Source organism: Streptomyces sp. DSM 42067, assembly GCF_055792885.1.
This window is the reverse complement of record NZ_CM147706.1, coordinates 297,026-320,572: the sequence shown is the minus strand read 5'-3', so window position 1 is coordinate 320,572 and position 23,547 is coordinate 297,026. Positions and strand designations below refer to the sequence as shown.

General features: G+C 67.6%; 23 protein-coding genes and 4 pseudogenes. 8 read left to right on the top strand and 19 right to left on the bottom strand.

All coding sequences use genetic code 11. The annotated features are described in order from the left end of the window. The first annotated feature begins 25 nt into the window (after positions 1–25). The 3 genes from ACSMXV_RS01740 to ACSMXV_RS01730 are packed head-to-tail and all read left to right on the top strand — an operon-like array spanning position 26 to position 3,131. Positions 26–1,312 (top strand): ABC transporter substrate-binding protein, encoded by a 1,287-nt coding sequence (locus tag ACSMXV_RS01740; RefSeq protein WP_473175914.1) that lies wholly within the window; start codon positions 26–28, stop codon positions 1,310–1,312. Then, complete coding sequence (locus ACSMXV_RS01735) at positions 1,313–2,305, top strand: carbohydrate ABC transporter permease (RefSeq protein ID WP_473175913.1); 993 nt, start codon at positions 1,313–1,315, stop codon at positions 2,303–2,305. Continuing rightward, positions 2,295–3,131, top strand: coding sequence for a carbohydrate ABC transporter permease (locus ACSMXV_RS01730; protein WP_473175912.1), 837 nt, complete (start codon positions 2,295–2,297; stop codon positions 3,129–3,131). Before ACSMXV_RS01735 ends, ACSMXV_RS01730 begins: the two co-directional genes overlap by 11 nt. Before the next feature lie 171 nt (positions 3,132–3,302). Here ACSMXV_RS01730 and ACSMXV_RS01725 read toward each other — a convergent pair. Further along, a protein-coding gene (locus ACSMXV_RS01725) for an IS3 family transposase (RefSeq protein ID WP_473173730.1) occupies positions 3,303–4,483 on the bottom strand; the annotation gives its coding sequence in 2 pieces (ribosomal slippage) (positions 3,303–4,196 and positions 4,199–4,483; 1,179 coding nt in all). A 587-nt stretch (positions 4,484–5,070) separates the two neighbouring features. On the opposite strand from ACSMXV_RS01725, the gene ACSMXV_RS01720 reads away from it, so the two are divergent. Then, on the top strand, positions 5,071–5,400 hold the full coding sequence (locus ACSMXV_RS01720; RefSeq protein ID WP_181658887.1) for an antibiotic biosynthesis monooxygenase family protein: 330 nt from the start codon (positions 5,071–5,073) through the stop codon (positions 5,398–5,400). Between the two features lie 472 nt (positions 5,401–5,872). Here ACSMXV_RS01720 and ACSMXV_RS01715 read toward each other — a convergent pair whose 3' ends face one another. Next, entirely contained in the window at positions 5,873–6,463 is a 591-nt protein-coding gene (locus tag ACSMXV_RS01715) for a hypothetical protein (RefSeq protein ID WP_473175911.1), read from the bottom strand. A 276-nt stretch (positions 6,464–6,739) separates the two neighbouring features. On the opposite strand from ACSMXV_RS01715, the pseudogene ACSMXV_RS01710 reads away from it, so the two are divergent. After that, positions 6,740–6,952 (top strand): annotated as a pseudogene (locus tag ACSMXV_RS01710) (sigma factor-like helix-turn-helix DNA-binding protein); the annotation flags it as partial. 187 nt (positions 6,953–7,139) lie between these two features. On the opposite strand, the gene ACSMXV_RS01705 reads toward ACSMXV_RS01710, so the two are convergent. The 4 genes and pseudogenes from ACSMXV_RS01705 to ACSMXV_RS01690 all read right to left on the bottom strand — a co-directional run bounded on the left by ACSMXV_RS01705 (position 7,140) and on the right by ACSMXV_RS01690 (position 9,371). Beyond that, entirely contained in the window at positions 7,140–7,673 is a 534-nt protein-coding gene (locus ACSMXV_RS01705; RefSeq protein WP_473175910.1) for a sigma-70 family RNA polymerase sigma factor family protein, read from the bottom strand. Positions 7,674–7,735: 62 nt separating this feature from the next. Next, complete coding sequence (locus ACSMXV_RS01700; protein WP_473175909.1) at positions 7,736–7,948, bottom strand: hypothetical protein; 213 nt, start codon at positions 7,946–7,948, stop codon at positions 7,736–7,738. A 303-nt stretch (positions 7,949–8,251) separates the two neighbouring features. Next, a pseudogene (locus ACSMXV_RS01695) lies at positions 8,252–8,357 on the bottom strand (IS630 family transposase); the annotation flags it as partial. A gap of 33 nt (positions 8,358–8,390) precedes the next feature. Then, positions 8,391–9,371, bottom strand: coding sequence for a GlxA family transcriptional regulator (locus ACSMXV_RS01690; protein WP_473175908.1), 981 nt, complete (start codon positions 9,369–9,371; stop codon positions 8,391–8,393). Between the two features lie 89 nt (positions 9,372–9,460). On the opposite strand from ACSMXV_RS01690, the gene ACSMXV_RS01685 reads away from it, so the two are divergent. After that, entirely contained in the window at positions 9,461–10,402 is a 942-nt protein-coding gene (locus ACSMXV_RS01685) for an NADP-dependent oxidoreductase (protein WP_473179208.1), read from the top strand. Positions 10,403–10,584: 182 nt separating this feature from the next. Here the strand turns inward: ACSMXV_RS01685 and ACSMXV_RS01680 are convergent, their stop codons facing one another. Continuing rightward, positions 10,585–11,763 carry a low temperature requirement protein A gene (locus ACSMXV_RS01680; RefSeq protein WP_473175907.1) on the bottom strand — a complete coding sequence of 393 codons (1,179 nt, stop codon included), beginning with the start codon at positions 11,761–11,763 and terminating at the stop codon, positions 10,585–10,587. Between the two features lie 347 nt (positions 11,764–12,110). On the opposite strand from ACSMXV_RS01680, the gene ACSMXV_RS01675 reads away from it, so the two are divergent. Continuing rightward, complete coding sequence (locus ACSMXV_RS01675) at positions 12,111–12,272, top strand: alpha/beta hydrolase fold domain-containing protein (RefSeq protein ID WP_473175906.1); 162 nt, start codon at positions 12,111–12,113, stop codon at positions 12,270–12,272. A 119-nt stretch (positions 12,273–12,391) separates the two neighbouring features. Here ACSMXV_RS01675 and ACSMXV_RS01670 read toward each other — a convergent pair whose 3' ends face one another. The 12 genes and pseudogenes from ACSMXV_RS01670 to ACSMXV_RS01615 all read right to left on the bottom strand — a co-directional run bounded on the left by ACSMXV_RS01670 (position 12,392) and on the right by ACSMXV_RS01615 (position 22,523). Next, positions 12,392–12,895 (bottom strand): NUDIX hydrolase, encoded by a 504-nt coding sequence (locus ACSMXV_RS01670; protein ID WP_473175905.1) that lies wholly within the window; start codon positions 12,893–12,895, stop codon positions 12,392–12,394. Positions 12,896–13,188: 293 nt separating this feature from the next. Continuing rightward, a complete protein-coding gene (locus ACSMXV_RS01665) occupies positions 13,189–13,941 on the bottom strand; it encodes an SDR family oxidoreductase (protein WP_473175904.1) in 753 nt (250 codons plus the stop codon). A gap of 288 nt (positions 13,942–14,229) precedes the next feature. Then, positions 14,230–14,637 (bottom strand): annotated as a pseudogene (locus ACSMXV_RS01660) (succinate dehydrogenase); the annotation flags it as partial. Further along, positions 14,636–15,532, bottom strand: coding sequence for an RNA polymerase sigma-70 factor (locus tag ACSMXV_RS01655; RefSeq protein WP_473175903.1), 897 nt, complete (start codon positions 15,530–15,532; stop codon positions 14,636–14,638). The pseudogene ACSMXV_RS01660 and the gene ACSMXV_RS01655, both read right to left, overlap by 2 nt. Before the next feature lie 282 nt (positions 15,533–15,814). Next, positions 15,815–16,501, bottom strand: a complete 687-nt coding sequence (locus ACSMXV_RS01650; RefSeq protein ID WP_473175902.1) for a TetR/AcrR family transcriptional regulator — start codon at positions 16,499–16,501, stop codon at positions 15,815–15,817. A gap of 109 nt (positions 16,502–16,610) precedes the next feature. Next, a complete protein-coding gene (locus tag ACSMXV_RS01645) occupies positions 16,611–17,549 on the bottom strand; it encodes a hypothetical protein (protein WP_473175901.1) in 939 nt (312 codons plus the stop codon). Continuing rightward, positions 17,546–18,031 carry a hypothetical protein gene (locus tag ACSMXV_RS01640; protein WP_473175900.1) on the bottom strand — a complete coding sequence of 162 codons (486 nt, stop codon included), beginning with the start codon at positions 18,029–18,031 and terminating at the stop codon, positions 17,546–17,548. The genes ACSMXV_RS01645 and ACSMXV_RS01640 overlap by 4 nt, the downstream gene beginning before the upstream one ends. Positions 18,032–18,034: 3 nt before the next feature. Then, entirely contained in the window at positions 18,035–19,258 is a 1,224-nt protein-coding gene (locus tag ACSMXV_RS01635) for a macrolide family glycosyltransferase (RefSeq protein WP_473175899.1), read from the bottom strand. After that, positions 19,255–20,133 (bottom strand): patatin-like phospholipase family protein, encoded by an 879-nt coding sequence (locus ACSMXV_RS01630; protein ID WP_473175898.1) that lies wholly within the window; start codon positions 20,131–20,133, stop codon positions 19,255–19,257. Before ACSMXV_RS01630 ends, ACSMXV_RS01635 begins: the two co-directional genes overlap by 4 nt. Positions 20,134–20,646: 513 nt before the next feature. Beyond that, a pseudogene (locus tag ACSMXV_RS01625) lies at positions 20,647–20,748 on the bottom strand (transposase); the annotation flags it as partial. Positions 20,749–21,027: 279 nt separating this feature from the next. Then, positions 21,028–21,756 carry an SDR family oxidoreductase gene (locus ACSMXV_RS01620; RefSeq protein ID WP_473175897.1) on the bottom strand — a complete coding sequence of 243 codons (729 nt, stop codon included), beginning with the start codon at positions 21,754–21,756 and terminating at the stop codon, positions 21,028–21,030. 98 nt (positions 21,757–21,854) lie between these two features. Further along, the gene (locus ACSMXV_RS01615) at positions 21,855–22,523 is read right to left on the bottom strand and encodes a nitroreductase (protein ID WP_473175896.1); all 669 of its coding nucleotides are present in this window, start codon (positions 22,521–22,523) and stop codon (positions 21,855–21,857) included. 149 nt (positions 22,524–22,672) lie between these two features. Between ACSMXV_RS01615 and ACSMXV_RS01610 the strand changes: the two genes are divergently transcribed. Continuing rightward, positions 22,673–23,323: an FMN-dependent NADH-azoreductase gene (locus tag ACSMXV_RS01610; protein ID WP_473175895.1), complete on the top strand. Its 651-nt coding sequence runs from the start codon at positions 22,673–22,675 to the stop codon at positions 23,321–23,323. The last annotated feature ends 224 nt before the right edge of the window (positions 23,324–23,547 follow it).

Genomic DNA, 23,547 nt, shown 5'->3' with positions numbered 1-23,547 from the left:
AGCCCAGAGAGGTGGTGCATGCTTGATGGCAGTGACACGAAGACGGCTTCTGGCACTGGGCGCCGGAGCGGCCGTCGTCGGAGGGCTGGGGCTGGCGGGCTGCGGCTCGCAGCGCTCGCTCGGCGACCCGGATGAGATCACGCTGTGGACCTGGGACCGGTCAGTGAGCGACAAGCTGGTCGCCCAGGCCGAAACCAAGGGAATACCTGGAGCCGAGGACTTCCACCTCAGCCGCACCAATATCGGCGGCAACTACAACACCAAGGTGCGCACCGCGCTTGCGGGCAAATCCATGGTGCCCGACATCATCGGCATCAACTCCGACGTGGCCACCTACTTCCCCAACCAGGACGAGTTCGTCGACTTGAACGACTTCGGCGCGGCCGAGCTGAAGAGCCGGTACCTGGACTGGAAGTGGGACCAGTGCGTCACGCCCGAGGGCAAGATGATCGCGTTCCCCATGGACACCGGACCCACCGGGCTGTTCTACCGCACCGACATACTGGAAGACGCCGGGATCACCACCGATCCGAAGGAGCTGGCCGCCCGGGCCCCGGATTGGGACGGCTACATCGCCCTGGGCAAGGAGATCCAGAAGTCCCATAAGCGCGCGGTGATCTGCCCCAATCTCAAGAACATCTGGGACATCCGGCTGGGCCAGCTGGACAGCCAGTTCATGACCGAGGACGGCACGTACATCGGCGACCGCGACGAGCTCCGCGACGTCTTCGAACTGGCATACCGGGTCAGCAAGGAGGGCCTGTCGGCCGGCGCCCTGGACGGTTCCACCGACGTGCCCGGCGTGGTCACCAACGGCCGCCAGCCGGTTGCCATCGGCGCGGTGTGGTGGGGCTTCGCCTTTCCGGAAGCGGCCGCACCGAAGACCAAGGGCAAGTGGCGAGTGGCCGACCCGCCCGGCGGCGCAGGCAACGTCGGCGGCTCCTTCCTGGCGATCACCAAGTACTCCAAGAATCCCGAGGCGGCCTACGAGTTCATCACCTGGCTGCAGTCTCCGGAGAACCAGGTCAAGGCGTTCACGGAGATGTCGCTCTTCCCGTCCAGTGCGCGATCCTTCGCAATGCCGGAGGTGCGCGAGCCGCTGCCCTTCTACGGCGGTCAGCGCACCATCGAGGTGTTCGGCAAGTCGGCCCGGCAGGTCAAGACCGTCTACAAGAGCCCGTATGACCGAGTGATCACGCCGGTCTTCGTCGCCGAGATCACCAACGTGGAGTCCGGCAAGAACGTCGGAAAGGCCTGGAAGGACGCCCAGGACTCCATTGAGCGCGAACTGAGCCGCGAAGGGGCGATCTGAATGACCCTCACCCCGACCCTGCGCGGGAGCATCGACAAGCAGCAGACGGACCGGTCCAAGCCACTGCCCGGCTGGCGCCGCTACTGGCCGATGTACGCCGCGGTCTCGCCGTTCTTCATCCTCTTCGCCGTCTTCGGTGTCTTCCCAGTCGGCTTCTCCATCTACCTGTCGTTCATGTCCTGGGACGGCATCGGGGAGATGAAGTCGATCGGCTGGGAGAACTACGCGTATCTGGTGACCGACTCCACCTTCTGGCAGTCGATCGGCACCACACTGGTCATCTGGATCCTGTCCACCGTCCCGATGATCTTCATGGCGCTGGTCATTGCTTATGCGCTGCACACCACCGTGCGGTTCAAGGCGTTCTACCGGGTGGCCTACTTCGTACCGAACGTCACCTCGATCGTGGCGATGACCGTCGTGCTCGGCTCGGTCTTCAGCGACAGCTCCGGGCTGCTCAACAGCATGCTGCGGGCCATCAGCGCCGGCGAGGTCGGCTGGCTGTCCGACCCGTGGGCGATGAAGGTCTCCGTCGCGGCGATTTCCACCTGGCGATGGGTCGGCTACAACACCATCATCTGCCTGGCCGGCCTGCAGGCCATCTCCAGCGACCTGTACGAGGCAGCCAAGATCGACGGCGCCAACAACCGCCAGACGTTCTTCCGGATCACCATCCCGATGCTCCGCCCGGTGATCTTGTTTGTCGCCATCACCTCCACCATCGGCGGCCTGCAGCTGTTCACCGAGCCGCAGGTGCTGTTCCCCGACGGCAGCGGGAACGTCGGCGGGCCCGGCGGCGAGGCCACCACCATCGTGCTCTACCTGTACCAGCAGGCGTTCATCTTCAACCGGTTCGGCTACGGCGCGGCCATCGGCTGGGCGCTTTTCATCCTGATCGCGGCGTTCTCCATCATCAACTGGCGGCTGGTCGGCGGCCGCGGCGAGGACCACCTGGGCACCGGCAAGGGGAAGGGGAAGTCCCGTGCGAGCTGAAACTGCCGCCAGAGTCCGCACGATCGTCGGCCACGCGGTGCTGATGATCGGCGTTCTGACCTCACTCTTCCCGTTCTACTGGATGTTCGTGATGGCCTCGAACACCACCGGGGACATCTTCGCCTACCCGCCCAAGCTGATTCCCGGGCCCCACCTGTGGGAGAACGTGAACAAGGTGTTCGACGGGATCGACTTCTGGGGGGCGATGGGCATCACCATCGTGGCGGCCACGGCCACGACGCTCCTGGTGCTGTTCTTCGACTCGCTGGCCGCCTTCGCCTTCGCCAAGTACGAGTTCCCCGGGCGGAAGGTGCTGTTCTGGATCGTGCTGGCCACCTTCATGATCCCGATGCAGCTGGCGCTCGTCCCGCAGTTCGTCACCCTTGCCTGGCTGGGCTGGGTCGGCTCTCTCAAGGCGCTCATCATCCCTAGTGCGGCCAACGCATTCGGGATCTTCTGGATGCGGCAGTACGCGCAAGGGGCGATCGCCGATGAGCTGATCCAGGCGTCGAAGGTGGACGGGGCCGGGTTCTTCCGCCAATGGTGGACCGTGGGGCTTCCCGTGCTGCGCCCGGGGCTGGCGTTCTTGGGGATCTTCACCTTCTTCCACGTCTGGAACGACTACCTGTGGCCGCTGATCGTGATGACCGACCCGGGAAAGGTGACGCTGCAGGTGGCCGTGCAGCAGCTGAACGGTGTCTACACCACCGACCAGTCGATGGTCATCGCCGGCGCCTTCATATCGGTGATCCCGCTGATCGGGGTCTTTCTGATCGGCTCGCGCCACTTCATCGCCAACCTGGCCGCCGGCGCCATGAAGTTCTGAGTTACTTCCCCTGCAACCCGACCGGCGCGTCCAGCTGTGCCTCGATGGCAACCAGCAACCAGCAACCAGCAACCAGCAACCAGCAACCAGCAACCGGCAACGAGCAACCGGCAGCCAGAGCAGAGCAGGCAAGGAGCAACGGGACTGCTGCATGATCGGGTGACAGCGGGTTTATGCAGCAAGAGCTGCGGGTGGGGTCATGATGGTCTCGTACTCGACGGGGGTCAATCGGCCCAGGCGTCGTTGCCGTCGGCGCCGGTGGTAGGTCCGCTCGATCCAGGTCACGATCGCGATCCGCAACTCCTGGCGGGTGGCCCAGGTACGGCGGTCGAGGACGTTCTTCTGCAGCAGTGCGAAGAAGCTCTCCATCGCGGCGTTGTCGCCGGCGGCCCCGACCCGGCCCATCGAACCGACCAGGCCATGCCGGTTGAGTACGGCGGCGACCTTGCGGGACCGGAATTGCGAACCGCGGTCGGAGTGCACGATGCACCCCGCGACGGGGCCGCGGCGGACGACGGCGGACTCCAGCGCTCTCACCGCGAGGCGGGACTGCATCCTGGCGTCGATGGAATAGCCCACGATACGGCCCGAGAAAGCGTCCTTGACGGCGCACAGATACAGCTTGCCCTCGATGGTTGCGTGCTCGGTGATGTCCGTGAGCCACAGCCGGTTCGGCCCGTCCGCGGTGAAGTCCCGCCGCACCAGGTCATCGTGGACCGGCGGCCCGGCCTTGGCGTTCTTCCCGCGGCCCCTGCGCTTGCCGAAGGCGCTCCACCAGCCGTTGTCCCGGCAGATCCGCCAGGCGGTCCGCTCGGCCATCGCCTCACCGGCGACGCGCGCTTCGTCGAGAAGGAAGCGGTGGCCGAACTCGGGATCGTCGCGGTGCGCGTCGAACAAGGCGTTGGCCCGGTATGCCTCGGCCAATTCGGCGTCGGTGACCGGCCGGTCCAGCCACCGGTAGTAGGGCTGGCGGGCCAGCCCGAGCACCCGGCACGTCACCGCCACCGGCACCCGGCAAGGGGCATCGGCAGCGGCCAGCTCGCGGACGAGCGGGTACATCATTTTGCCGGCAGGTTCGCCTGCGACAGATACGCCGCCGCCCTCCTGAGCACCTCGTTCTCCTGCTCCAGCAGCCGGATCCGTTTGCGTGCCTCGCGCAGCTCGGCCGACTCATCCGATGCCGTTGCGGGCCTGGCGCCCTCGTCGGTGTCGGCGCGGCGCAGCCACTTCGAGAGCGTGATCGGGTGGACGCCGAAGTCGGCGGCGATCTGTTCCAGCGTGACGCCGGGCTCGCGGTTGCGCGCGACTCGCACGACGTCCTCGCGGAACTCCTTGGGATACGGCTTGGGCACTGCGACATCCTTCCAGGCCGCCTCTCAGCAAGCCAGGTCAGGTGTCACCCAACTCTGCAGCAGTCCCCCCAGACCTCGGCCCCAAGAGGCTCCATGAGTCCCTGCCGAGCAGCAGCCAGCCACCGGCAGGCCCCGTCAAACTCTGCTATCGCCTGTTCAGCATCGTTCACTGCCGCTTCGACGGCTCGCTCGTCGACCACCTTCTGAGTCATCCGGCCAACATACGAGGCTGCACTGACATCGCAGCCACGTCACATCGATCTCATGAAGGTCCCACCCAGCGGCAACATGCCGAATCTCGAACCGAACCCTCGATAACCGTCGGAGTCGGCAGGACTCACAATGCCCGGGCCCACGGTCCTCTCGCCGTCGGCCAGGGCGCCCACGTCCGCGTCGCCAAGACCAGCCGCATCCTCGCCGACCTCGCCGACGGCCACGCAGACCGCACCTGGGAGAAACGGATCCGTGAACTGATACATCCGGACCTGCTCTATCCTCGACGACTTCGCGATGCGCCAGCGCAGATGCTCCGATCCCGCACGACGCCGGTGCACCGTTGGCACCCACCCCTGCGGCAGGATGGAGCCATGAGCGTAGTCAAGATCAACGTACTGACCGTCCCGGCCGAACAGCGGGAAACCCTCGAGAAGCGCTTCGCCTCCCGGGCGCACGCCGTCGAGAACTCCGACGGCTTCGAATGGTTCGAACTCCTCCGCCCGGCCGAAGGCACCGACAATTACCTCGTCTACACGCGGTGGCGTGACGAGGAGTCCTTCCAGGCTTGGCTGGAGGGGCCGATGAAGGCAGCTCACCAGGGCGGCAGCGGGGAGGGCGGAGAGCGCCCCAAGCCGGCGGCCAGCGGCTCCACACTGTGGTCCTTTGAGGTGATTCAGCAGGCTGGGCCGAAGAACGCTTGACCACCGGGCCCGGCCACCGGTGCTCCGGGCCACCCGTGCGCCCGGTGGCCGGCCGCCCCGACAGCGTGCCCGTCACACGGGGTCCGGGGCGCCCGGGAGGGTGGCCGCCAGCGGACGGCGCGAGGGAAGGGCCACAGCAGTAGCCGCAGCATCGGCGCGGAGGACACGCACAGCAGTAGCGCAGCCTCAGGTCTTGGACCGCTGAGCCGCTCAAGCGGCTGCCAAGACCCGAGGCGGCGGCTGCCGCCGGGCGACTCGAGCAGGCCTGTCACCCTGCGTGAGCCCCCTGCACGGAGTGGCCGTACCGCCCGGGCCGTCACCGGGGACTCTGGAGGTGCGCGATGCACACGTTGCGAACCAGGTGGGGCATTGCCACACGCCCACAAGGTGTGCTCATCGCATTCTTGGTGCCGCACTCAGGTAGGCAAAGCACCGTGCGCCGCCTGCGCCCTGCGTGGGCCAGGAGATACGTCTAGGAACGCTTGGCGCGGTAGAGGCCCCGGCCGGTCCGCTGGACACGGGAGGTACCGACTAGCCGGTCGAGGGTGCTGCGGACGCCGTTGATGCTTCCGCTGTCGGTGTCACGGCCGAGAGCCGCGGCAACATCACGCGCTCGCACGTCGACATCGCCGACGCTGCCGAAGTACTCCATGATCTGCTCGGTGAGCTTGCCGTATTTCTTCTGCGCGTCCGTGTCGGTGCCGGCGGCAACAGGACGTTCCGAGTCCTTGCCGCTCTGCGGCTTCCGAGCCCGGGGCGCGGACTTCAGTGTGGCGCCTGCGGACTCGGCGGAGGCATGGTCTGTCTGCGGTTCGCCGGGCGTCCCAGCCTGGCCCCGTTGCGCAGCTGCAGCAACGGCCGTACCCGTCGAAGCCGCAACAGCCGGGTCAAGCATCAGGGCCTCGAACGCGCTGAGGGCCCGCTGCACCGAGCCGAGGTGCGCCACAACCGCGGCCAGCTCCCTTTCCAGGGCCTGCTTCTGGGCCTGCAGGCGCGCCAGGTCCTCTTGAAGGCTCTCAGCGGTGACCTCAATGTTATGCGCTGCGTGGGTTACAGAGACCATGTGTTCCTCTCATCCTCAACCCCTCGTGCCGCGCCCCCGGCTCACATGTGGTGCAGCTTGGTTCCGAACGCCGGAACGGGTCCCCCTACATCATATGCAGTGACCCATTCTGAATGTAGACGCACCAGACGGGCCCCAACAGGTTCCCTACGGATGCAACACACTGACGACGGCGCGGCGCGTAGCGCACAAGCTATTGCCACCGTCGCGGCAGACACAACGTGCATGAAAACACGTGGTTGTCGGTAATCTGATCGTCCTTTTCTCTTCGGAATCGCATACGTACTGCGCGAGGCGTTCGATTACGCCTATCCCGAGATCGCTGAAATCCTTCAACTCAGCCTCGTCAACGTGCGGAAGATCGTAAGCCGTGCTCGCAAGCACCTGTCGGACGAGCAGCGGGAGAGCGTGGACACGGAGGAGCACCGACGCCTTCTGAAAGCCTTCGTCTCAGCAGCTCGAACGGGAGATGCGGCCTCGCTGGAAGCCCGCAAGATCGCCGCATCCTGGATTCGCGTTCCCGCTTCGCAGCTGCCCTCGACCCCGGGTCGGATGGTGTGTGACTGCGGCAGTGTGACGAGACGGTCATCGCGCGACCAACGGAAGCACCCGACCGCGTCCGCCCCGGGCCACTGGAAGGCCCGTGCGCCTTCACGCGCGCGGTCTCAAAGACTGATCAGGACCAGTCGTTGCCCTGCTGTGACGGGCTCTGGTCTGAGCTTGGACCACCCGGAGGAGGGGGCTGGTTCCAGGAGCGCAGTTTGTCGGGGTTGAGTACGGCCCAGACTTGTACGACGTGGTGGTCGGCGATGTCGAGGCTGATGACGGCGGCGACCTGGTGGTCGTAGCGGGCGATGAGGCCGGTGCGGCCGTTGACGGAGTGGATGGTCAGTGTGGTGCGTGGGCGCCGGGCCAGGAGTGTCAGCAGGCTGTCTGCGACCTGTCGGCTGCCGTGGACGGGCCTGATGAGTGCCCGTACCTTGCCACCGCCGTCGAAGAACGCCGTGGCGTCCGGGCACAGCAGCGATGCCAGCAGGTCGGCGTCCTCGGCCACGCACGCCTGGCGGACGATGCGGGTGAGGGCGTCGTGCTGTTCCGGCGTCGTGGGACGTGAGCGTTGCAGCCGAAGGCAGTGACGGGCCCGGTCGGCGAGTTCGGCGCACTCCGGCCCCGTGCGCCCCACGATGTCGGCGTCCGTGTCGGGTGTCATCCCGCAGACGTCATGGAGCACGAACGCGGCCCGCTCGGCCGGCGACAGGGAGCCCAGCGCATTCAGCAGAACGCGGCTGCTGTCTTCGCCAGCCAGGAACGGGGAGCTGTGATCTGCTGGCGCGCAGCGTCGGACAGCACGTACCACCGGTGGTAGGTCTCATCGACAATGCTCTCCGCCTCACTGGGGGTGCCCAGCATCCAGTAGGCGACATCCAGCAGATATCGACGCTCGTCGAGCATCTCCGCGATCGGCACCGCGTCAGCGTGGCCCATACGGCATCCTCCCTCTCGCACGGCACCACACAACGTGGCCGCACGCATCAACCCCGTCGACGTTCCACGCATCAACCCCCTCGACGTCCAGGAGGGCTTCAGATACTGGCGTCCCGGCAGGGTGCCCCCATGCACGCCCTGTGCGCGGCACGGAGGCATGAGTAGCGGATGGCTGAGTCCTCGCGCACGCGACACACCTCTTTCATTTTCTCGGCTCAATCCGTTAGACCGCTCAATCCGTTAGACCGGGCACACACGGGTCGTGTGACATGAGCCCCCGCGTGATCACGAGGACGCGGGCACCATCTGCGGCGGCGTCACCCCTTGCGCGAAGAAATCGGCGGCCTCGAACCGCACTTGCTCCCGCCCCGCTGCCTCGCGGTCAGGCCCTCCTATCGGGATACCGCATGACACCGGGATACACCCATCAGCGAGATCATCCTCACCCAAGGCCGAAAACCTCAGTGCGGGCGGCCGTCCGGAAGGTGCGACGGTAGGCCTGCGGGGAGACCCCGATCGCGGCGTGCAGGTGCTGGCGCAGGGAGGCGCCGGTCGCGAAGCCGACCTGGCCGGCGATCCGGTCGACGGACAGGTCGCTGGACTCCAGCAGATGCCGGGCCCGGGCCACGCGCTGCTGGATGAGCCAGCGGCCGGGGCTCATGCCGACCTCGTCGTTGAAGCGGCGGGCGAAGGTGCGCAGGCTCATCCGGGCATGGCCGGCGAGGTCGGCCAGGGTGAGCGGCTCGTCGAGGCGTTCCAGGGCCCAGGCCCGGGCAGCGGCGGTGCTCGCGGCCCCGCTCTCGGGGACCGGCTGCTCGATGTACTGGGCCTGGCCGCCGTCCCGGAAGGGGGGTACGACGCAGCGGCGGGCGACGGCGTTGGCCAGTTCGCTGCCGTGGTCGGTGCGGACGATGTGCAGGCAGACGTCGACGCCGGAGGCGGCGCCCGCCGAGGTGAGGATCCGGCCGTCGTGGACGAACAGGACGTCGGCGTCGAGGTCGACGTGCGGGTAGCGGCGCCGGAACAGGTCGGCGACCTGCCAGTGTGTGGTGGCCCTGCGGTCGTCGAGGAGGCCCGCCGCGGCGAGGACGAAGGCGGCGGTGCAGATGGACACGATCCGCGCGTCGGGGCGGATCCGCGCGAGCGCGGCGGCGACGACGGCGGGCAGCCCGGTGGGGATGTGCGGGGGCGCAATGGAGGCGACCACCACGGTGTCGGCCGTGGAAAGGATCTCGGGCCCGTGCCCTACGCCGATGGTGAAGTCGGCGTTGGTGCGCACCGGTTGGCCGTCGACGCTGCAGGTCAAGACCTCGTAGCGGCCGTCGGCCGCGCCGAAGATGCGGCTGGGGATGCCCAGCTCGAAGGGGTAGACGCCATCCAGGGCCAGGACCACGACCCGTTCCGCCTTCCGTTCACCACGCATGGCACGATCCTATCGAAGGTTGGCAATCATGCCATTTTCCCGCTCTGCGGCCCACGGCAGGCTGGTTCACCATGAGCACTGTGAACACCATGAACACCATGCGAGCCATCAGCCAGGACACCCTCGGCGGACCCGAGGTCCTGAAGGAAGTGGAGCTCCCGCGTCCCGAGCCGCGCACCAACGAGGTACTGGTCCGGGTTCGCGCCGCCGGCGTCAATCCGACCGACTGGAAGCACCGCGCGACCGGCGGTTTCCTGGGCGAGCCGCCCTTCGTACTGGGCTGGGACGTCTCCGGCGTCGTCGAGGCCGTCGGGATCGGCGTCGCCCGCTTCGAGCCCGGCGACGAGGTCTTCGGGATGCTGTCCTATCCGTACGGCCACGGTTCACACGCCGAGTACGTCACCGCCCCGGCGCGCGCCTTCGCGCACAAGCCGGCCTCGATCGACCACACGCAGGCGGGCGCGCTGCCGCTGGTCTCGCTGACCGCGTGGCAGGCGCTGGTGGAGTACGCCGACCTGCAGCCGGGCCAGCGGGTGCTGATCCACGCGGCGGCCGGCGGGGTGGGGCACGTGGCCGTGCAGATCGCCAAGGCGCGCGGCGCGTATGTGATCGGTACGGCGAGCGCGGGCAAGCACGAGTTCTTGCGCGGGATCGGCGCGGACGAGGCGATCGACTACCGGGAGACGGACTTCGCCGAGGCCGTGAAGGACGTCGACGTCGTCCTGGACACGGTCGGCGGCGACTACTCGACGCGCTCGCTGCGCGTGCTGCGGCCGGGCGGACTCGTGGTGTCGATCCTGCCGGTGGGTTCGAACGACCTCTACGAGGAGGCCGAGCGGCTCGGTGTCCGGGCGCTGCGGATGCTCGTGGACGCCTCGCACAGCGGCATGAAGGCGATCGGGGCGCTGGTCGAGGCGGGGAAGCTGCGCGCCACGATCGCCGGCACCTTCCCGCTGGCCGATGCCGCCGAGGCACACAGGCTCGGCGACACCGGCCGGACCACGGGAAAGCTGGTCCTGACGGTCGACTGACGGACTGTCAGCATGGTGAGCACGGGCTTGGCTTGATCGCCTTGCCCGCGCCCATGTTCCGCATCGCCGGGTCGATGTCCGCGAACGGATAACGCCAGGAGAACTGCGCTGGGACCCGCTGCGGCCGCATTCTGGGCTGCGCGCCCGGCCACGGCGCCGAGCGGGGCGGGAGCGGGCCGGCGTCAGGACGGCCTGACAACGCCACGCCCGGCAATGAAGAGGGTTGCGATGATCAGGAGCGCTGAGATGATGCCGGTGCTGAGCACGGGCACGGCTGTGTAGGTGGCGGCCAGGACGGCGAGGACCGCGGCCAGGTGGACGATGCCGGTCAGGGCGGATGTCTGCGAGGCCTGCCGTTGCAGGAGCCATACGAACGCGATGAAGACGGCCACAGGGACCGTGTACGTGGCTGCAGCCTGCTGGTCGGTGAGGGCGCCGTGGCCGGTGGCATGAGCGACGTTGAGGGCAAGGCCCGCACCGGTGGCGGCTGCGGAGGCGAAGAGGGCGTAGTGGCCGTAGCCCCACAGCATGGCTGTGGTGAAGGTGGCAAGTCGGCGTGGCGCGTTCTGGTTGAAATACAGCCACCACAAGGAGAAAACCGTGAGCAGGCCGCCCAGCGCGAGCAGGGCGACCGTGCCGGGATCCACGTCGGTGCCCCATGCGGTTCGCACGGCGCTGGAGGAAGCAGTGACGGACTCACCGAGCACGATGAGCGTGAACAGACCATAGCGCTCGGCAATGTGACGCGGATGCCACGTGGTGCGGGCCGCATGCTCAGCCCACACCGGAATGGCGAGTTCAGCCACGGCGAGAACCAGGAATGAGCTGAGACCACCGTCACCCGGCAGGGTGAGACGGACCACCCAGCCGATCTGAACCACGAGAATGCCAAAGGCGTAGCGCAAGCAGCACCGCCGGCGTTCAGGATCCGAATACGCTGCACGCAACCATTGAATTGTCATGGCCAGCCGCATGACAACATAGCCCCAGGTGATCACGGTGAAATCATCGTTTTCGAGAGCTTGCGCCGCGCCGCCTGCCATGACAAGGGCGCCCCCGATTTGAACGAGAGTAAGAATCCGGTACGGGACATCGTCGGTGTCATAGGCCGAGGCGAACCATGTGAAATTCATCCAGGCCCACCAGATAGCGAAGAAGACGAGCGCATAGCCGAGGACACCGTGACCTATATGGCCCTCCGAGAGCTCATGCTCGAATGCGGAAGCGATCTGGGCGACGGCAGTGACGAAGCAGAGATCGAAAAGCAGCTCCAGCGCAGTGGCGGAACGGTGCTCCTCGTCGGAAAGACGAGCAAGCATCGGCCGGAACCAGGCAACGCCAACGTACGGTGACTGACTCATGCGGGTAGGTCCCTGCGATGCGACGGAGAAAGGACACAACACGGGCTGTGCCGGGACTGATGCTTCAGCAACGACCGGTTTCCAAACCACTGACCCGCAAGAGGCTACACCTGCAACCACACCACGGTTCGTTCCACCGCAGCACCGTACTGACGGAGCAGTGCGGCCTGGATTTCCGCAGTCCGATCCATGGAGTCGGCACATCGTCCAATACGCGCCGTGAACGCGGCCGAGGCGTCCGTGACGGGCCCCGTGAAAACGGATGGAAGCAGACTCGGTCCCCGCCTGGCTCAATTCCGCCATCGGCAGGGGAGCGCACTGATGACAAAGCCCATTCTTCATGCCCGTTGGCAGCCAGGGGGATGCTGCCGGTCGTCCTCTACGTGCGCGGCGGCGGTCGGGTCATCGGCAACGTCGGCACTCGTGACCGCATGTTGCGCGAGCTGGCCGTCGGGACGAATGCCGCCGTCGTGTTCGGCGAGTACGACCGTTCGCCGAAGGCCAGGTAACCGGTCGCCATCGAACAGGCATACGCGACTGCTCGGTGGATCATCGCGGAGAGCGCCGAGAAAGGGCTTAGTCCTCCAGCCCTGGTTTGTGATCTTCGCGTGGTGGCCACTGTCTGGCGTCACCAGCGGGCGACGAGCGTCTCCTCCTTTCCCCGGTTGCGGTACAGCCAGGTGGTCCCTGGCGCGACATCCCCGGTCAGATAGCCGACGATGGGCTCCCGCTGCGTCGCGCTGTCCAGCTCGCCGAGCAGCTCCAGGGCGTCGGGCAGGGGGAAGAAGGCGGCCTGATTGATGTCGTCGTCCTCCGGCGCGACGTCCCCCGACCACTCGTCGATCTCGAAGGCAGCGGCCAACGCCGAAGGGTGCTGCTCGGAGTCGATGTGCATGAGGAATGCGGTCCGCACCGGGTCGCCCACCAGCAGCCCCGTCTCCTCCTGTAGCTCGCGCCGGAGGGCTTCGTGTATGAGCTCGCCGTCCTTCACCCCGCCACCGGGGAGGGACCAGAGAATCTCGCCGTCGGCGCCGAGGCTCTCTCGCACGAGGAGGATCTCGTTGCCTCTGCGGATGATGCCAATGACCAGCTGCACCCGGGGTACTGGGGCCTTCGAATCCTCTACCGTCATGTCGCAGACCGTACGTGATGGCCAGTCCGCCGGTAGTCAGGGCCGAAGCGGAGACGGCCACGGCCACCGATGATCGTCGTGAGTTGTGTCGACAAACGAAGATCAGGCGGTGGCCGCAGGTCACAGCGTAGTGCCTGCTCGGTGGCGGGCGATGTTCGATCAGTTGATGGGCCGCATCGCGGGCCGGGCCGCGCGCGTCGAAGTCCAACGCAGTGTCCGTTCAGCGGTGGAGTGGACCTGCGGCCGGATCGCAGGGGCGGCCCCCGTCTGCAAGCAGGGGTCACCCGCATGGCTTACTGCTGCTGCGCGAGCCAGTCGGTGATCCGGGTCTCGGCGATGTGCGCGGCAGGGCCCGGAAGGAGCGAGGTCTCCTGGAGTTCGGCACCGAAGTACGGGGCGTGCGGGTCCGTGACGACCGTGCGGGGGTCGTTCTGTGCGGCGAGTACCTCGCGGATGAGCTCGTCGAACTGGAACACGTCGGGACCGGCGACCTCCACCACGCCGTTGACCGGGGTACCGACCGCGGTGCGGCCGATGGCCGCTGCCACGTCGTCGGAGTGGATGGGCTGGATCTTGGCGGGGGACAGACGCACGGTGTCGCCCTCAGTGGCCGCGTCCGCGATCCCCTTCATGAACTCGAAGAACTGGGTGGCGTGGACGATGGAGTAGGGGATGCCGGACGCCTTGATCAGCTCTTCCTGGGCCAGCTTGGCGCGGAAGTATCCGTTCTCCGGGAGGCGGTCGGTGCCGACTACGGACAGCGCCACGTGGTGCGTCACGCCGGCCTTTGCCTCCGCCTCCGCCTCCAGGAGGTTGGTCGTGGAGGCGCGGAAGAAGTTCATGACGGCCTCGTCCTCGTACGAGGGTGAGTTGGACACGTCGACCACGACCGACGCACCCTGCAGGACCTCGGCCAGACCCTCGCCCGTCAGAGTATTGACGCCGGTGCTCGGCGCGGCCGCGACCGCCTCGTGCCCGTGCTCGTCGAGCTTGCTGACCAGCTTCGAGCCGATGAGCCCGGTTCCACCGATCACTACGACCTTCATAACGGATTCCTCTCGGAGGTTTTCATGGTGCGGCACGCATCCTGCGATGAGCTGCTCACCGGCACCGAACAAATTCGGTCTCCACAGGAGAGACAGGACAGACGCTCTACTTGTGACAGGGTTCTCCAGAATCGAGAAAATTTCCCGATGCGGCCCTCAAGGGCTGATCGCACGCACGGCACGGCTGTTCATCCGCTCGCGTCACGACTCCGCCAGCGGTCACATGGTGTGTTCGAAGAGGAGCAGACGGGCGTTCCGCTATTGCGTGCCTCGCCGAGTTGTACGAGGTCATTCCGCAAGTTCTCCATCAGTCGAGACCTCTTCCATCAGAGAGGAAATCTCGTCGGGGATGGCCGGCATGCTCTCACGGGTGATACCAGTCGTCGGGACCACACGAGATTGACTTGCAGAGCGAGATCCAGGGCGGGGTAGTCGCTGCGGGTGTGACAGCCGCGGGTCTCGCGACGCTCCAGTGCAGCTTCGAGGGCGGCCCGGGATGCCAGGACGGCGGACTTGAGATCAAAGGCGTGCGCGAGGTCCTGATTGCGATGTCCGGGTGGACTCCGACGTCCTCCATTCTCTTCTCGATCACTGTCAACTACGCCAGCCCGGCGCGCAGGCCTCTTCGTCGCGTACGACTCCTGCGTCCTCGGTCATGGTGTTGCGGATGGCGCGCTGCAGGGCGCGGACGTTCTCAATTGCTCAGTGAAGCCACGTAAGGAGCAAGTTTGGCCGGACTCATTACCCACATGATGCGTTCGATGCCTTGTGCCGACACATCGACGGACAGCAAAGCCACCGGGTTTTCATCGGCCGAGACAAGGACGGCCGGCCTGCCATTGGCCTCGACCCAGCGAACGTCTGCCTGATGCCAGAAACGTGGGGCGAAGGCGGCAAGGTACTTGGAGACGTGCGGACGCCCGACGACCGGAATCCTGGATGCCCCGCGCATCCCTCCACCGTCGGAGTAGCTGACCACGTCCGCAGTGAGAACATCCTCGAGCACGGACAGATTTCCGGTCTGCGCCGCAGTGAGGAACACCTCCATCAGGCGCCGGTGAGCGGTAGAGCTGACTGGCTCCTTGCGTTCCCCTGACAGATGCTTCCGGGCGCGGCTCACCAACTGGCGCGTATTGGCTTCGCTCGTCTCCAGGATTTCCGCGATCTGCTTGTACGGGTAGTCAAAGGCTTCCCTCAGAACGTAAGCAGCCCGTTCCACGGGGTTCAGCTTCTCCAAGAGGAAGAGAACCGCCAGGTCAAGTGCCTCTGCCCGTTCCGCTCCCAACTGCGGATCCACGCTTGTATCGACTGGCTCCGGAAGCCAGGGCCCGACGTACGACTCACGCCGCACCCTGGCGGACTGGGCGAAGTTGATCGCCAGACGGGCGGTGACCGTAGCGAGGAACGCCGCCGGCTCGTGGATGTCGGCGCGGTCGGTGTTCTGCCACCGCAGCCACGCCTCCTGAACGATGTCCTCGGCTTCCACAGCACTGCCGAGCACGCGGTACGCGATGCCGAAGAGTTGGGGACGCGCTGTGATGAAATCCCTCGTCGCCTGGTCAAGGGAGTCGGCGTCATCCTCGGCGCGCATAGATATCCTCCAGCTCTGGGTCCCCATGTTATAAGCCGTCACAGCAGGACGCGCGCCGCAATGCCGCGGCTGTCCCGCTCCTCAAGCGACTGCTCCGCGAATGATGAGGGACGTGGTTGCCGAGGACAGCGCGGTCGAGCTCGGATTCGTTCCCTACTCGCCGCGCGGCGGGGCGTCTTCGTCCTGGCGTGGGCCCAGGCCGCCGAAGCACCGGGAGAGCAGCCCAGGCGGGGATCCGAACCGGGCCTCGGCCGTGGCCCGTCGCGAGAGCGCATCCGCCGCCTACTCCTGGGGCAGCCGGTCGAAGTGGACCTCGATGGCGGGGACGAGCCACTCCATCAGTTCCTCGAAGTCGAGTGAGGCCAGCGGCTCCACCGCGAGGACGTAGCGCAGCATGACGAGGCCGGCCAGATGCGCGGACACCAGCGACGTGAACGCCGGTGTCCGCTCGGTCTCTTCGGGGGCGATCCGGCCCAGGCACGACGCGAAGGCGGCCTCGATCTGGTCGCGGAACCCCTTGGTGGTCGCCTTGTCCGACACGTTGGTCCGGAAGACGGCGACCAGCGCGGGGCGGGTCGACTCGTCCTCCCAGAAGGAGAGGAACGTCCGGGCGATCCACTCTCCGCGGCCCTTCAGCCCGGCCCCCGCCTCCTCGTCCGTAAGGGAGTCGAAGAGGGTGGACATGTCGATCCGGGAGGAAACGGCGTCCTGGAAGAGGCCGTCCTTGTTGGTGAAGAAGTAGTGGATCAGCGCCGGGTCCACCTGCGCCTGCTGGGCGATCCCGCGCATCGTCGTGCCCGAATAGCCCTTGGTGGCGAAGAGTTCGAGCGCGACTGCGAGGATCTGGGTCCTGGTGCTGCTCTGTCCTGGACGGCGGCCGCCGCCCCGTGAGGGCCGCCTCCCGCGGGCCGCGGCAACGGGGCGCGCGGCGGCGGTGCCCGGGCAGGAGCTCCCGGCTCCGTCGCTCAAGTCCCCTCCGTGAGAAATTCAGCCGACGGCGTCGCGACGGAGGCGCCCGACAAGGCCGACTTCGCGCCAAGCGTGCCGGGCCCTGCGCCGCGCGCTCTGGTCGAGGCCCTCACGGCAATGGGTCGCGTGTCGCCGCGGTCGCGCTGTGGCGGGCACGGATGAGCGCCATCACGGTGTCGGTGGTGCGGTCGAGGTAGCTGCGGCCGTCGGGCAGCCACGCCTCCGGGCTGATGTAGCTGTGCGGCCCGAGGTGGGTGGCCGGGTCGAGTCGATGCACGGTGATCTTCCCGGAGCGGCCGGCCCGGTTCCATCCGCTACGGCGGAACAGCCGCCAGCGCTGAGGGAAGATCCAGGTGCCGACGCGCTCAATCCAGTCGCTCGCGCTGGTGAGCTGATGCACGTGCTCGGCATGGGTGAGGTCGTTGGCGCCGTTGTGGAAGCCACCGAGCGTGATCAGCAGGAGCGGGGAGCGCAGCTGGGCGTGCAGTTCGTCAACCGCGCCGGTGGCGACCTGGGCGCCGCCGCTGTAGCTGAGCAGCACCACGGGGATACCGCTGTCGGGCTGGTAGCCGGCGAGCCGGAGCTGCGTGGCGATCTGGGAGCCGACGGCCCGGTTGTACAGGGGGCGGTACCGGTGGTCGGCGGCGACGAAGATCTGCATGACGTTGTGCAGGAACAGCAGCAGCCCGACATGGCGGCGCAGCCGCGCCCACACCGGCCGATCGGCAAGCGGGGCGGCCAGCGGCGAGTAGGGCTGCACCTGACCCAGCACGCGCAGCTCCGGCGCTCCGGCGATCAGGGCCTTGACCAGCTGGCCGCCGTCCCGGGTGTCGCGGACGCGGCGTTTCCCGATGCCGTCCAGGTAGACCAGGTAGGCGTCCGGGGGACTATCAGGAGCCGCACCGCGGGCATAGGGCACGCCCTCCGGGAGCTCGGTGGTAGGGGCCCGCCAGCCGGCGCTGTAGGCCAGCACCTCGTAGCGGGCCAGCAGAGCTTCGGCGAGCAGAGCCGGCCCGAGCGCGCAGACCCAGAGCAGGAAATCGTTCATGCGATCGGCTCCGGTGCCCGGGTCGCACTGATCCTCACGACCAGACGCCGAACGGCCTCTACAGCGACACCAAGTGCGACCCCAGCAACGGCCACGCAACCGGCGGCGGCCCACCAGCCCAGCCCGCTCGCCGCGGCGAGTGGGCCGGCCAGGCCGGCCCCGACCCCCACAAAGAGCAGCAGGTGGAGCAGGGGTCCGATCAACGGGAATGCAAGGACGGCAGCGAGCACCAGCGGGGCGACCAGGCTTGGTGTCCACGCCAACCCGCTGCCTGGCAGTGGAGGGGACTGCACAAGCTCGGCCAGGGTCCACGCGGTCAGCGGCCACAGCGCGAACACAGCGCCTTCGACGAGGCCGGCGGGCAGCAGCAACCCAGCCACAGAAGGCCGCGACATGCCAGGCCGGCGCGCCACCAGAGGCAGGATGCGCCCGGCGGCCTCCGACAGCCCGGCGAACACCAGCAGGACGATGACGGGTGACATCACTCAGCCTCGCTGTGACGGATCGACGGGAGCCGACCGACTGACCGAGCCGGCGGCATGCAGGTACTGCTCGAGCTCGTCGGCGGCGCGCCGATATCCACCCGCCTCGTGCTGGGCGACCTGCAGGGTGGCCGCGGCTGCCCGGAACCGGGGGTCGTCGAGCAGGCGCCGGGCGAGGGCATGCACGGAGCCCTCGGCGACGTCCTGGCTACGGATCGACAGGCCGGCGCCGAGCTCGACGACGCGACGGGCCACCATCGGCTGGTCAGCGCCTTGCGGGACCACCAGCATCGGAACTCCGGCGTATATGGCCTCGTTGACGCTGTTCATCCCGCCATGGGTGACGAACAACGCCGCGCGGGCCAGTACCTCCGGTTGCGGCACGAAGCGGCGGGCGAGCACGTTGGCCGGCAACGGACCCAGCGCGGCGGGATCGGTCTGCCCGGTGGAGACGATCACGGTGGCGCCCAGCGGGGCGAGCGCGGTGGCGAAGCTGCGCAGTAGCTGCGGGTCGGCGTTGAACACCGTGCCCAGCGAGGCGTACAGCACCGGGTCCTGCAGCCGATCGGCCGGGAACGACGGGTCGACTGGGCGGGCGCCGATGCTTGGGCCAACGAACCGGTAGGACTGGTCGAAGTCCTCGACGGCAGGCTGGAACGCCCGCGAGGTGTAGACCAGATTGAGCGGCTGGCGGATGTTTCCCAAGTCGAGCAGTGGCAGCCCACGCGTGTCGAAGCGGCGGTGCAGCTCCCAGCGCGCCCGCAGGCAGCCCTGGATGCTGCGGGGCCGAGCCGCCGCCGCGGCCAGCAGGTCCCACGAGCCGTGGGTGGGGCTGGGCACATGCCGGTTGAAGGCGAACGTGGTGAACGACGATGCCGCCGGCACCTTGAGTTCGCGGGCGGCTACTGCGCCCCACAAACAGGCGTTGTCGTGGACGATCAGGTCGGGTCGCGCGCGCCGCAGGTCGGTGAGCACAGCGGGCAGCAAGCGGACGGCGGTGCCCGCAAGCCCCTCTATCAGCGTGACCGGCGTCGGCGGATCGGGGAGCGACTGGTCGCCCCCGGGGTAGAGGCACACCGTCGCGCCGGTGGCCTCGATCTCCGCACGGAACGCGGGCGAGGTGTAGTACGTGACGGTGTGGCCGCGCCGGACAAGCTCGGCCACGACCGGCAGAGTCGGGTTGACGCGCCCGTGCATGGCGATGTTGAAGAACGCGATGGTGCTCACCAGCCGACCCCCAGCACGGAGGAAGTCGATGCCGCGCCCGGACTGGCCGATGTCGCCGGAGGATCGTCGGCCCGATACAGCCCCGGCCCACTGATGCGCAGCCCGTCGAGAAAGCGACCCGCCGCGAGGGAGGCGGTGCTGATCAGCCGCTGGGACTGGCCGAAGTCCCACGGGGCGGGCCAGGCCTCGATACCGGTCGGCAGCACGACGGTCGGGATGTGCTTGGACACCTCATGCAGGTCCCGCTCGATCTGATGGTGCAACAGCAGCTGCCCGGCCCGGGCGGCGATCGCACTGGCACGTCGGCGCGGAAGGGTGTGATGCAATGACGAGCTCTCCGGCCCGGTCGACACCACCACCACGCTGGCCGCCCCAGCCTGCTGGGCCGCCAGTACCGGGACATAGGCGATCACCCCGCCGTCGACGAGTGTCCGGCCCTCACGATGCACCGGGGGCAGCATCCCGGGAATGGCTGCGCTGGCCAGCAGCGCGGACTCGAGGTCTCCGTGGTCGAGCAGCGCCGGAGCGCCGGTGACCAGGTCCATGGCCACCGCGGTGAACGGGACCGCCAGCTGCTCGATCCGCGACGGCAGCCCAGCCCGAGCGATCAGTCGACGCAGGCCGCGATCGGTGAAGATGCTGGCCCGTGAGGACAGGTAGCCGAGCGGATACACCTCACGGCGACGCAACTCCGTCCACACGTGGTCCAGCCACGGCGCGGCTCTGTCGGGGTGGGCAGCCGCGATGGCCCCGTTGAGGGCACCCACCGAGGTCCCGATGATCATGTCCGGGACGAATCCGCGCTGCTCCAGCGCATACCCGATACCAACATGCGCCGCTCCGAGCACGCCACCGGCGCCCACCACAACGGCCACGGGACGGGGGAGGGCGCGCAAGCCCGCCGACGTCGGGTCCCCGGGCGGTCGGTTCGATGACAGGGGGCGTGTCCCCTTGTCGCCCGTCATGGTGCGACGCCTCTCATGGCCACGACCACTCGACGAGTCGCCTCCGCTGAAGCCGAAGTGTGCCGATGAGACTGGTCTTCGGCGACGAGTAACCCTCATGATTTACCTTTCTCACCACGGCACCGAATCGGATTGGTTTCCCCACTAAGACCGGGCGACCACCCGATGTGTGACACCGCCAGCCAGGCCTGTCTGGTGAAGCTGTCACCGAAACCGGTGACAACGCACTGCATCCCCTGGCCGGGAGGCGCACGGGACCTCGCGAGATCCGTGGCTCTGGCCGTCAGGACCGACAAGCTGTGAACTTGAAGGTGTCAGCCTCGTTGCTGTGGCAGTAGCCCGTGACGACGATGTGGCCCATCAACCGGCGGATCTCCGGGGACGCCGATTGATATGAGGTCCAGTCCTGCTCGTAGATAGGCTGTTCTGCGTGCGGCCGGCTGTGCCGGTGTACTGCCGCTGGGCGCCAGCGGACTTGGTGCCCTTCTTCAGCAAGCCGGTGTCGTCGCCGATCAGCACGGCGTCCCCGGCGCCGATGGGGGAGGGCTCCGATCTGCCAACACGGTGGGCGAACCGGGCATGGAACCGGCTATCCCCCCGGCCCACGACTCGGCCTGATCAACTGTCAACGATTCATCGCCCGGTCACAAACAGCGAGCCAATTCAGCACCCGTCGTGGTAGATGCGGTCGCTGTATTAAGCGGCATAAACCACCCCTGGCCGCCGTGCCGAGTTGTTGTGATCACCCACGACGGCCAGGCCTTGGCTCTCTGCGGTCTGCGCGCCTGAGAGGGCGCGAGCCAGTCAGGAGAGCCAGTCGGTGTAGCGGGTAGGGGCGAGGTGAGCGTCCTTGTCGGTGAGGACGTCACCCTTGATGACGGCGAACATCCCGGCAGTGGGGTCGGTAACGACGGTGCGGTTGTCGCCCTTGCGGGACAGGGTGATCCGGCCCAGCTCGTCGAGGGAGAAGATCTCGGGGCCGGCGATGTTGCGAATGCCGTTCAGCGGGGCGCCCGCAGCGACCTCCGCCACCGCGCTGGCCACGTCCTTGGAGGCGATCGGCTGGATCGGCGTGGCAGGCAATCGGACGGTGTCGCCGTCGGCGGTCCAGGACAGGACGGCGTCCATGAACTCCATGAACTGCGTCGCCCGGACGATCGAGTAGGGGATCGGCCCGGCCGCGAGGATGTTCTCCTGGAGCACCTTGGCCCGGTAGTAGTCCAGCTCCGGCACCTGCTCCACGCCGACGATCGAGAGGATGACGAAATGGCCGACGCCGCCCCTCTGGGCCGCGGCCAGCAGGTTGTCCATCGAGGTCTGGAAGAAGGCCAGGGAGGCTTCGTCGAAGGTCGGGGAGTTCGTCAGGTTGACGACGACGTCGGCTCCTGCCACCGCCTCGTCCAGTCCCTGGCCGCTGATGACGTCGACTCCGGTGGACTGCGAGTGCGGTACCGCCTCGTGCCCGGCGGCGTTCAGATTCTTGACGACCTGCGACCCGATCAGACCGGTACCGCCGATGACTGCGATCTTCATGACGTGCCTTTCGTCGGTAGTATGTGCGAAATATCCCATATGAACCACTGTGTGGGCGCGGCAAGAAACGGCGCCCTGACCGGCTGGGGCGGGCGGCGTTAGTAACCGTCGACGAACGTGACCGTCTCGTCGAACGGCGCCCGGCCCGTACGGGTGTAACCCACCGTGACGTCCTCGAACCCGATCGACATGCCGCAGAAGAGGATGAGCTCGTCCGGGGGTGACAGGACCTCCGCGACGGTCTTGTGATACTTCGCCCATGCCATCTGCGTGCAACTGTGCAGCCCCTCGGCACGGAGCAGCAGCATGACCGTCTGCAGATACATGCCGACGTCCGACCACTGGGCCGTGCCCAGATCGCGGTCGATGTAGCAGAACAGTGCGGCGGGCGCGCCGAAACAGTCCCAGTTCGCCGAAGCGGCCCTCTGGCGCGCCTCCAGGTCCTCGCGCGGAATACCGAGTGCGCCATAGCGCTGCTCGCCGAAGGCGGATCGGCGTTCGCGGTACGGGGACTTCAGTGCGGGCGGGTACTGCTCGTACTCCGGCTCGTCCCAGGGGTCGCCTGTGGCCACGCGCTCACCGGCGCGCTTCTTGAGTTCGGCCAGCGGCCCGCCGGTCAGCACGTAGGCGTGCCACGGCTGGAGGTTCGATCCGGACGGCGCCCAAGCCGCCGCGGACAGCACGCGCTCCAGCACCTCCCTCGGGACGTCCCGGTCGGTGAATCCGCGCACTGCCCGTCGGCTCGTGACCGCCTCATAGACGTCCAAGATCGCCTAACTCCCATCTGCTCACGCAGCCCCCCTTCCGTTTCACTCACGATAGTATCATTCAATACCGTCTTGTGCTTAACTATCGTCGAGTACGAATCCTCAGCCCTTGGTTCCCCGCCTCGGGCACCGCTCTTTGGAGAAAGTCCATGGCCACGCTGCTGCACATCGACTCGTCCGTGTTCCCCGGCGAGGCGTCCTCGTCCCGTTCGGTCACGAACGCCTTCCGCAAGGCCTGGGAGGAGCAGCACCCGGAGGGCACGGTGATCTACCGCGACGTCGCCGCCAACCCTGTCCCGCACATCACCGCCGACGCCTGGTCCGCCGGTTACGCCGCCCCCGCCGAGCACACCCCGCAGCAGTCCGCCGCGTTCGCCGCGCGCGTGAAGCTCATCGAGGAACTGGAGCAGGCGGACGCCGTCCTGATCGGCGCCCCCATGTACAACTACTCGATCCCGTCGACCCTCAAGGCGTGGCTGGACAACGTGCTCCTGCTCGGCCGCACCGCGGGCGAGACCCCGTCCGCCCAGGGAACCCCGGTCGTCGTCGTCGCCAGCCGCGGCGGTTCCTACGCGCCGGGCACCCCGCGCGAGGGCTACGAGTTCGTACAGAACTACCTGGAGGCCGTCCTCAAGGGCGCCCTCGGCCTGGACGTCGATTTCATCGTCCCGGAACTCACCATGGCCCCCCGCAACCCGGCCATGTCTGAACTGGTCCCCCTCTACGAGACCTCCCGCGAGCGCGCCTTCGAGGCCGCGACCACCAAGGCCAAGGAACTCGCGGAGCGCCTCGCCGCGTAACCCCCGGGCATTAGATGCCGTGTGACGCCTCGACCCAGGGCGTCACACGGCGTCCTCGTGGCGCGGTGAAGGGCACACCGCCGGCCAGGTCTGCGGCGCGGCAGCCGTGCGGGCAGCTCGGTCCCCGCCGGCGACGAAGCCCTGACCGTCACCCGCAGCCAGGGTCGGCGCGTAACGACGATGGCCGCAGCTCCCAAGCCGGGTTCGCCGCGAAAGCCGCATTG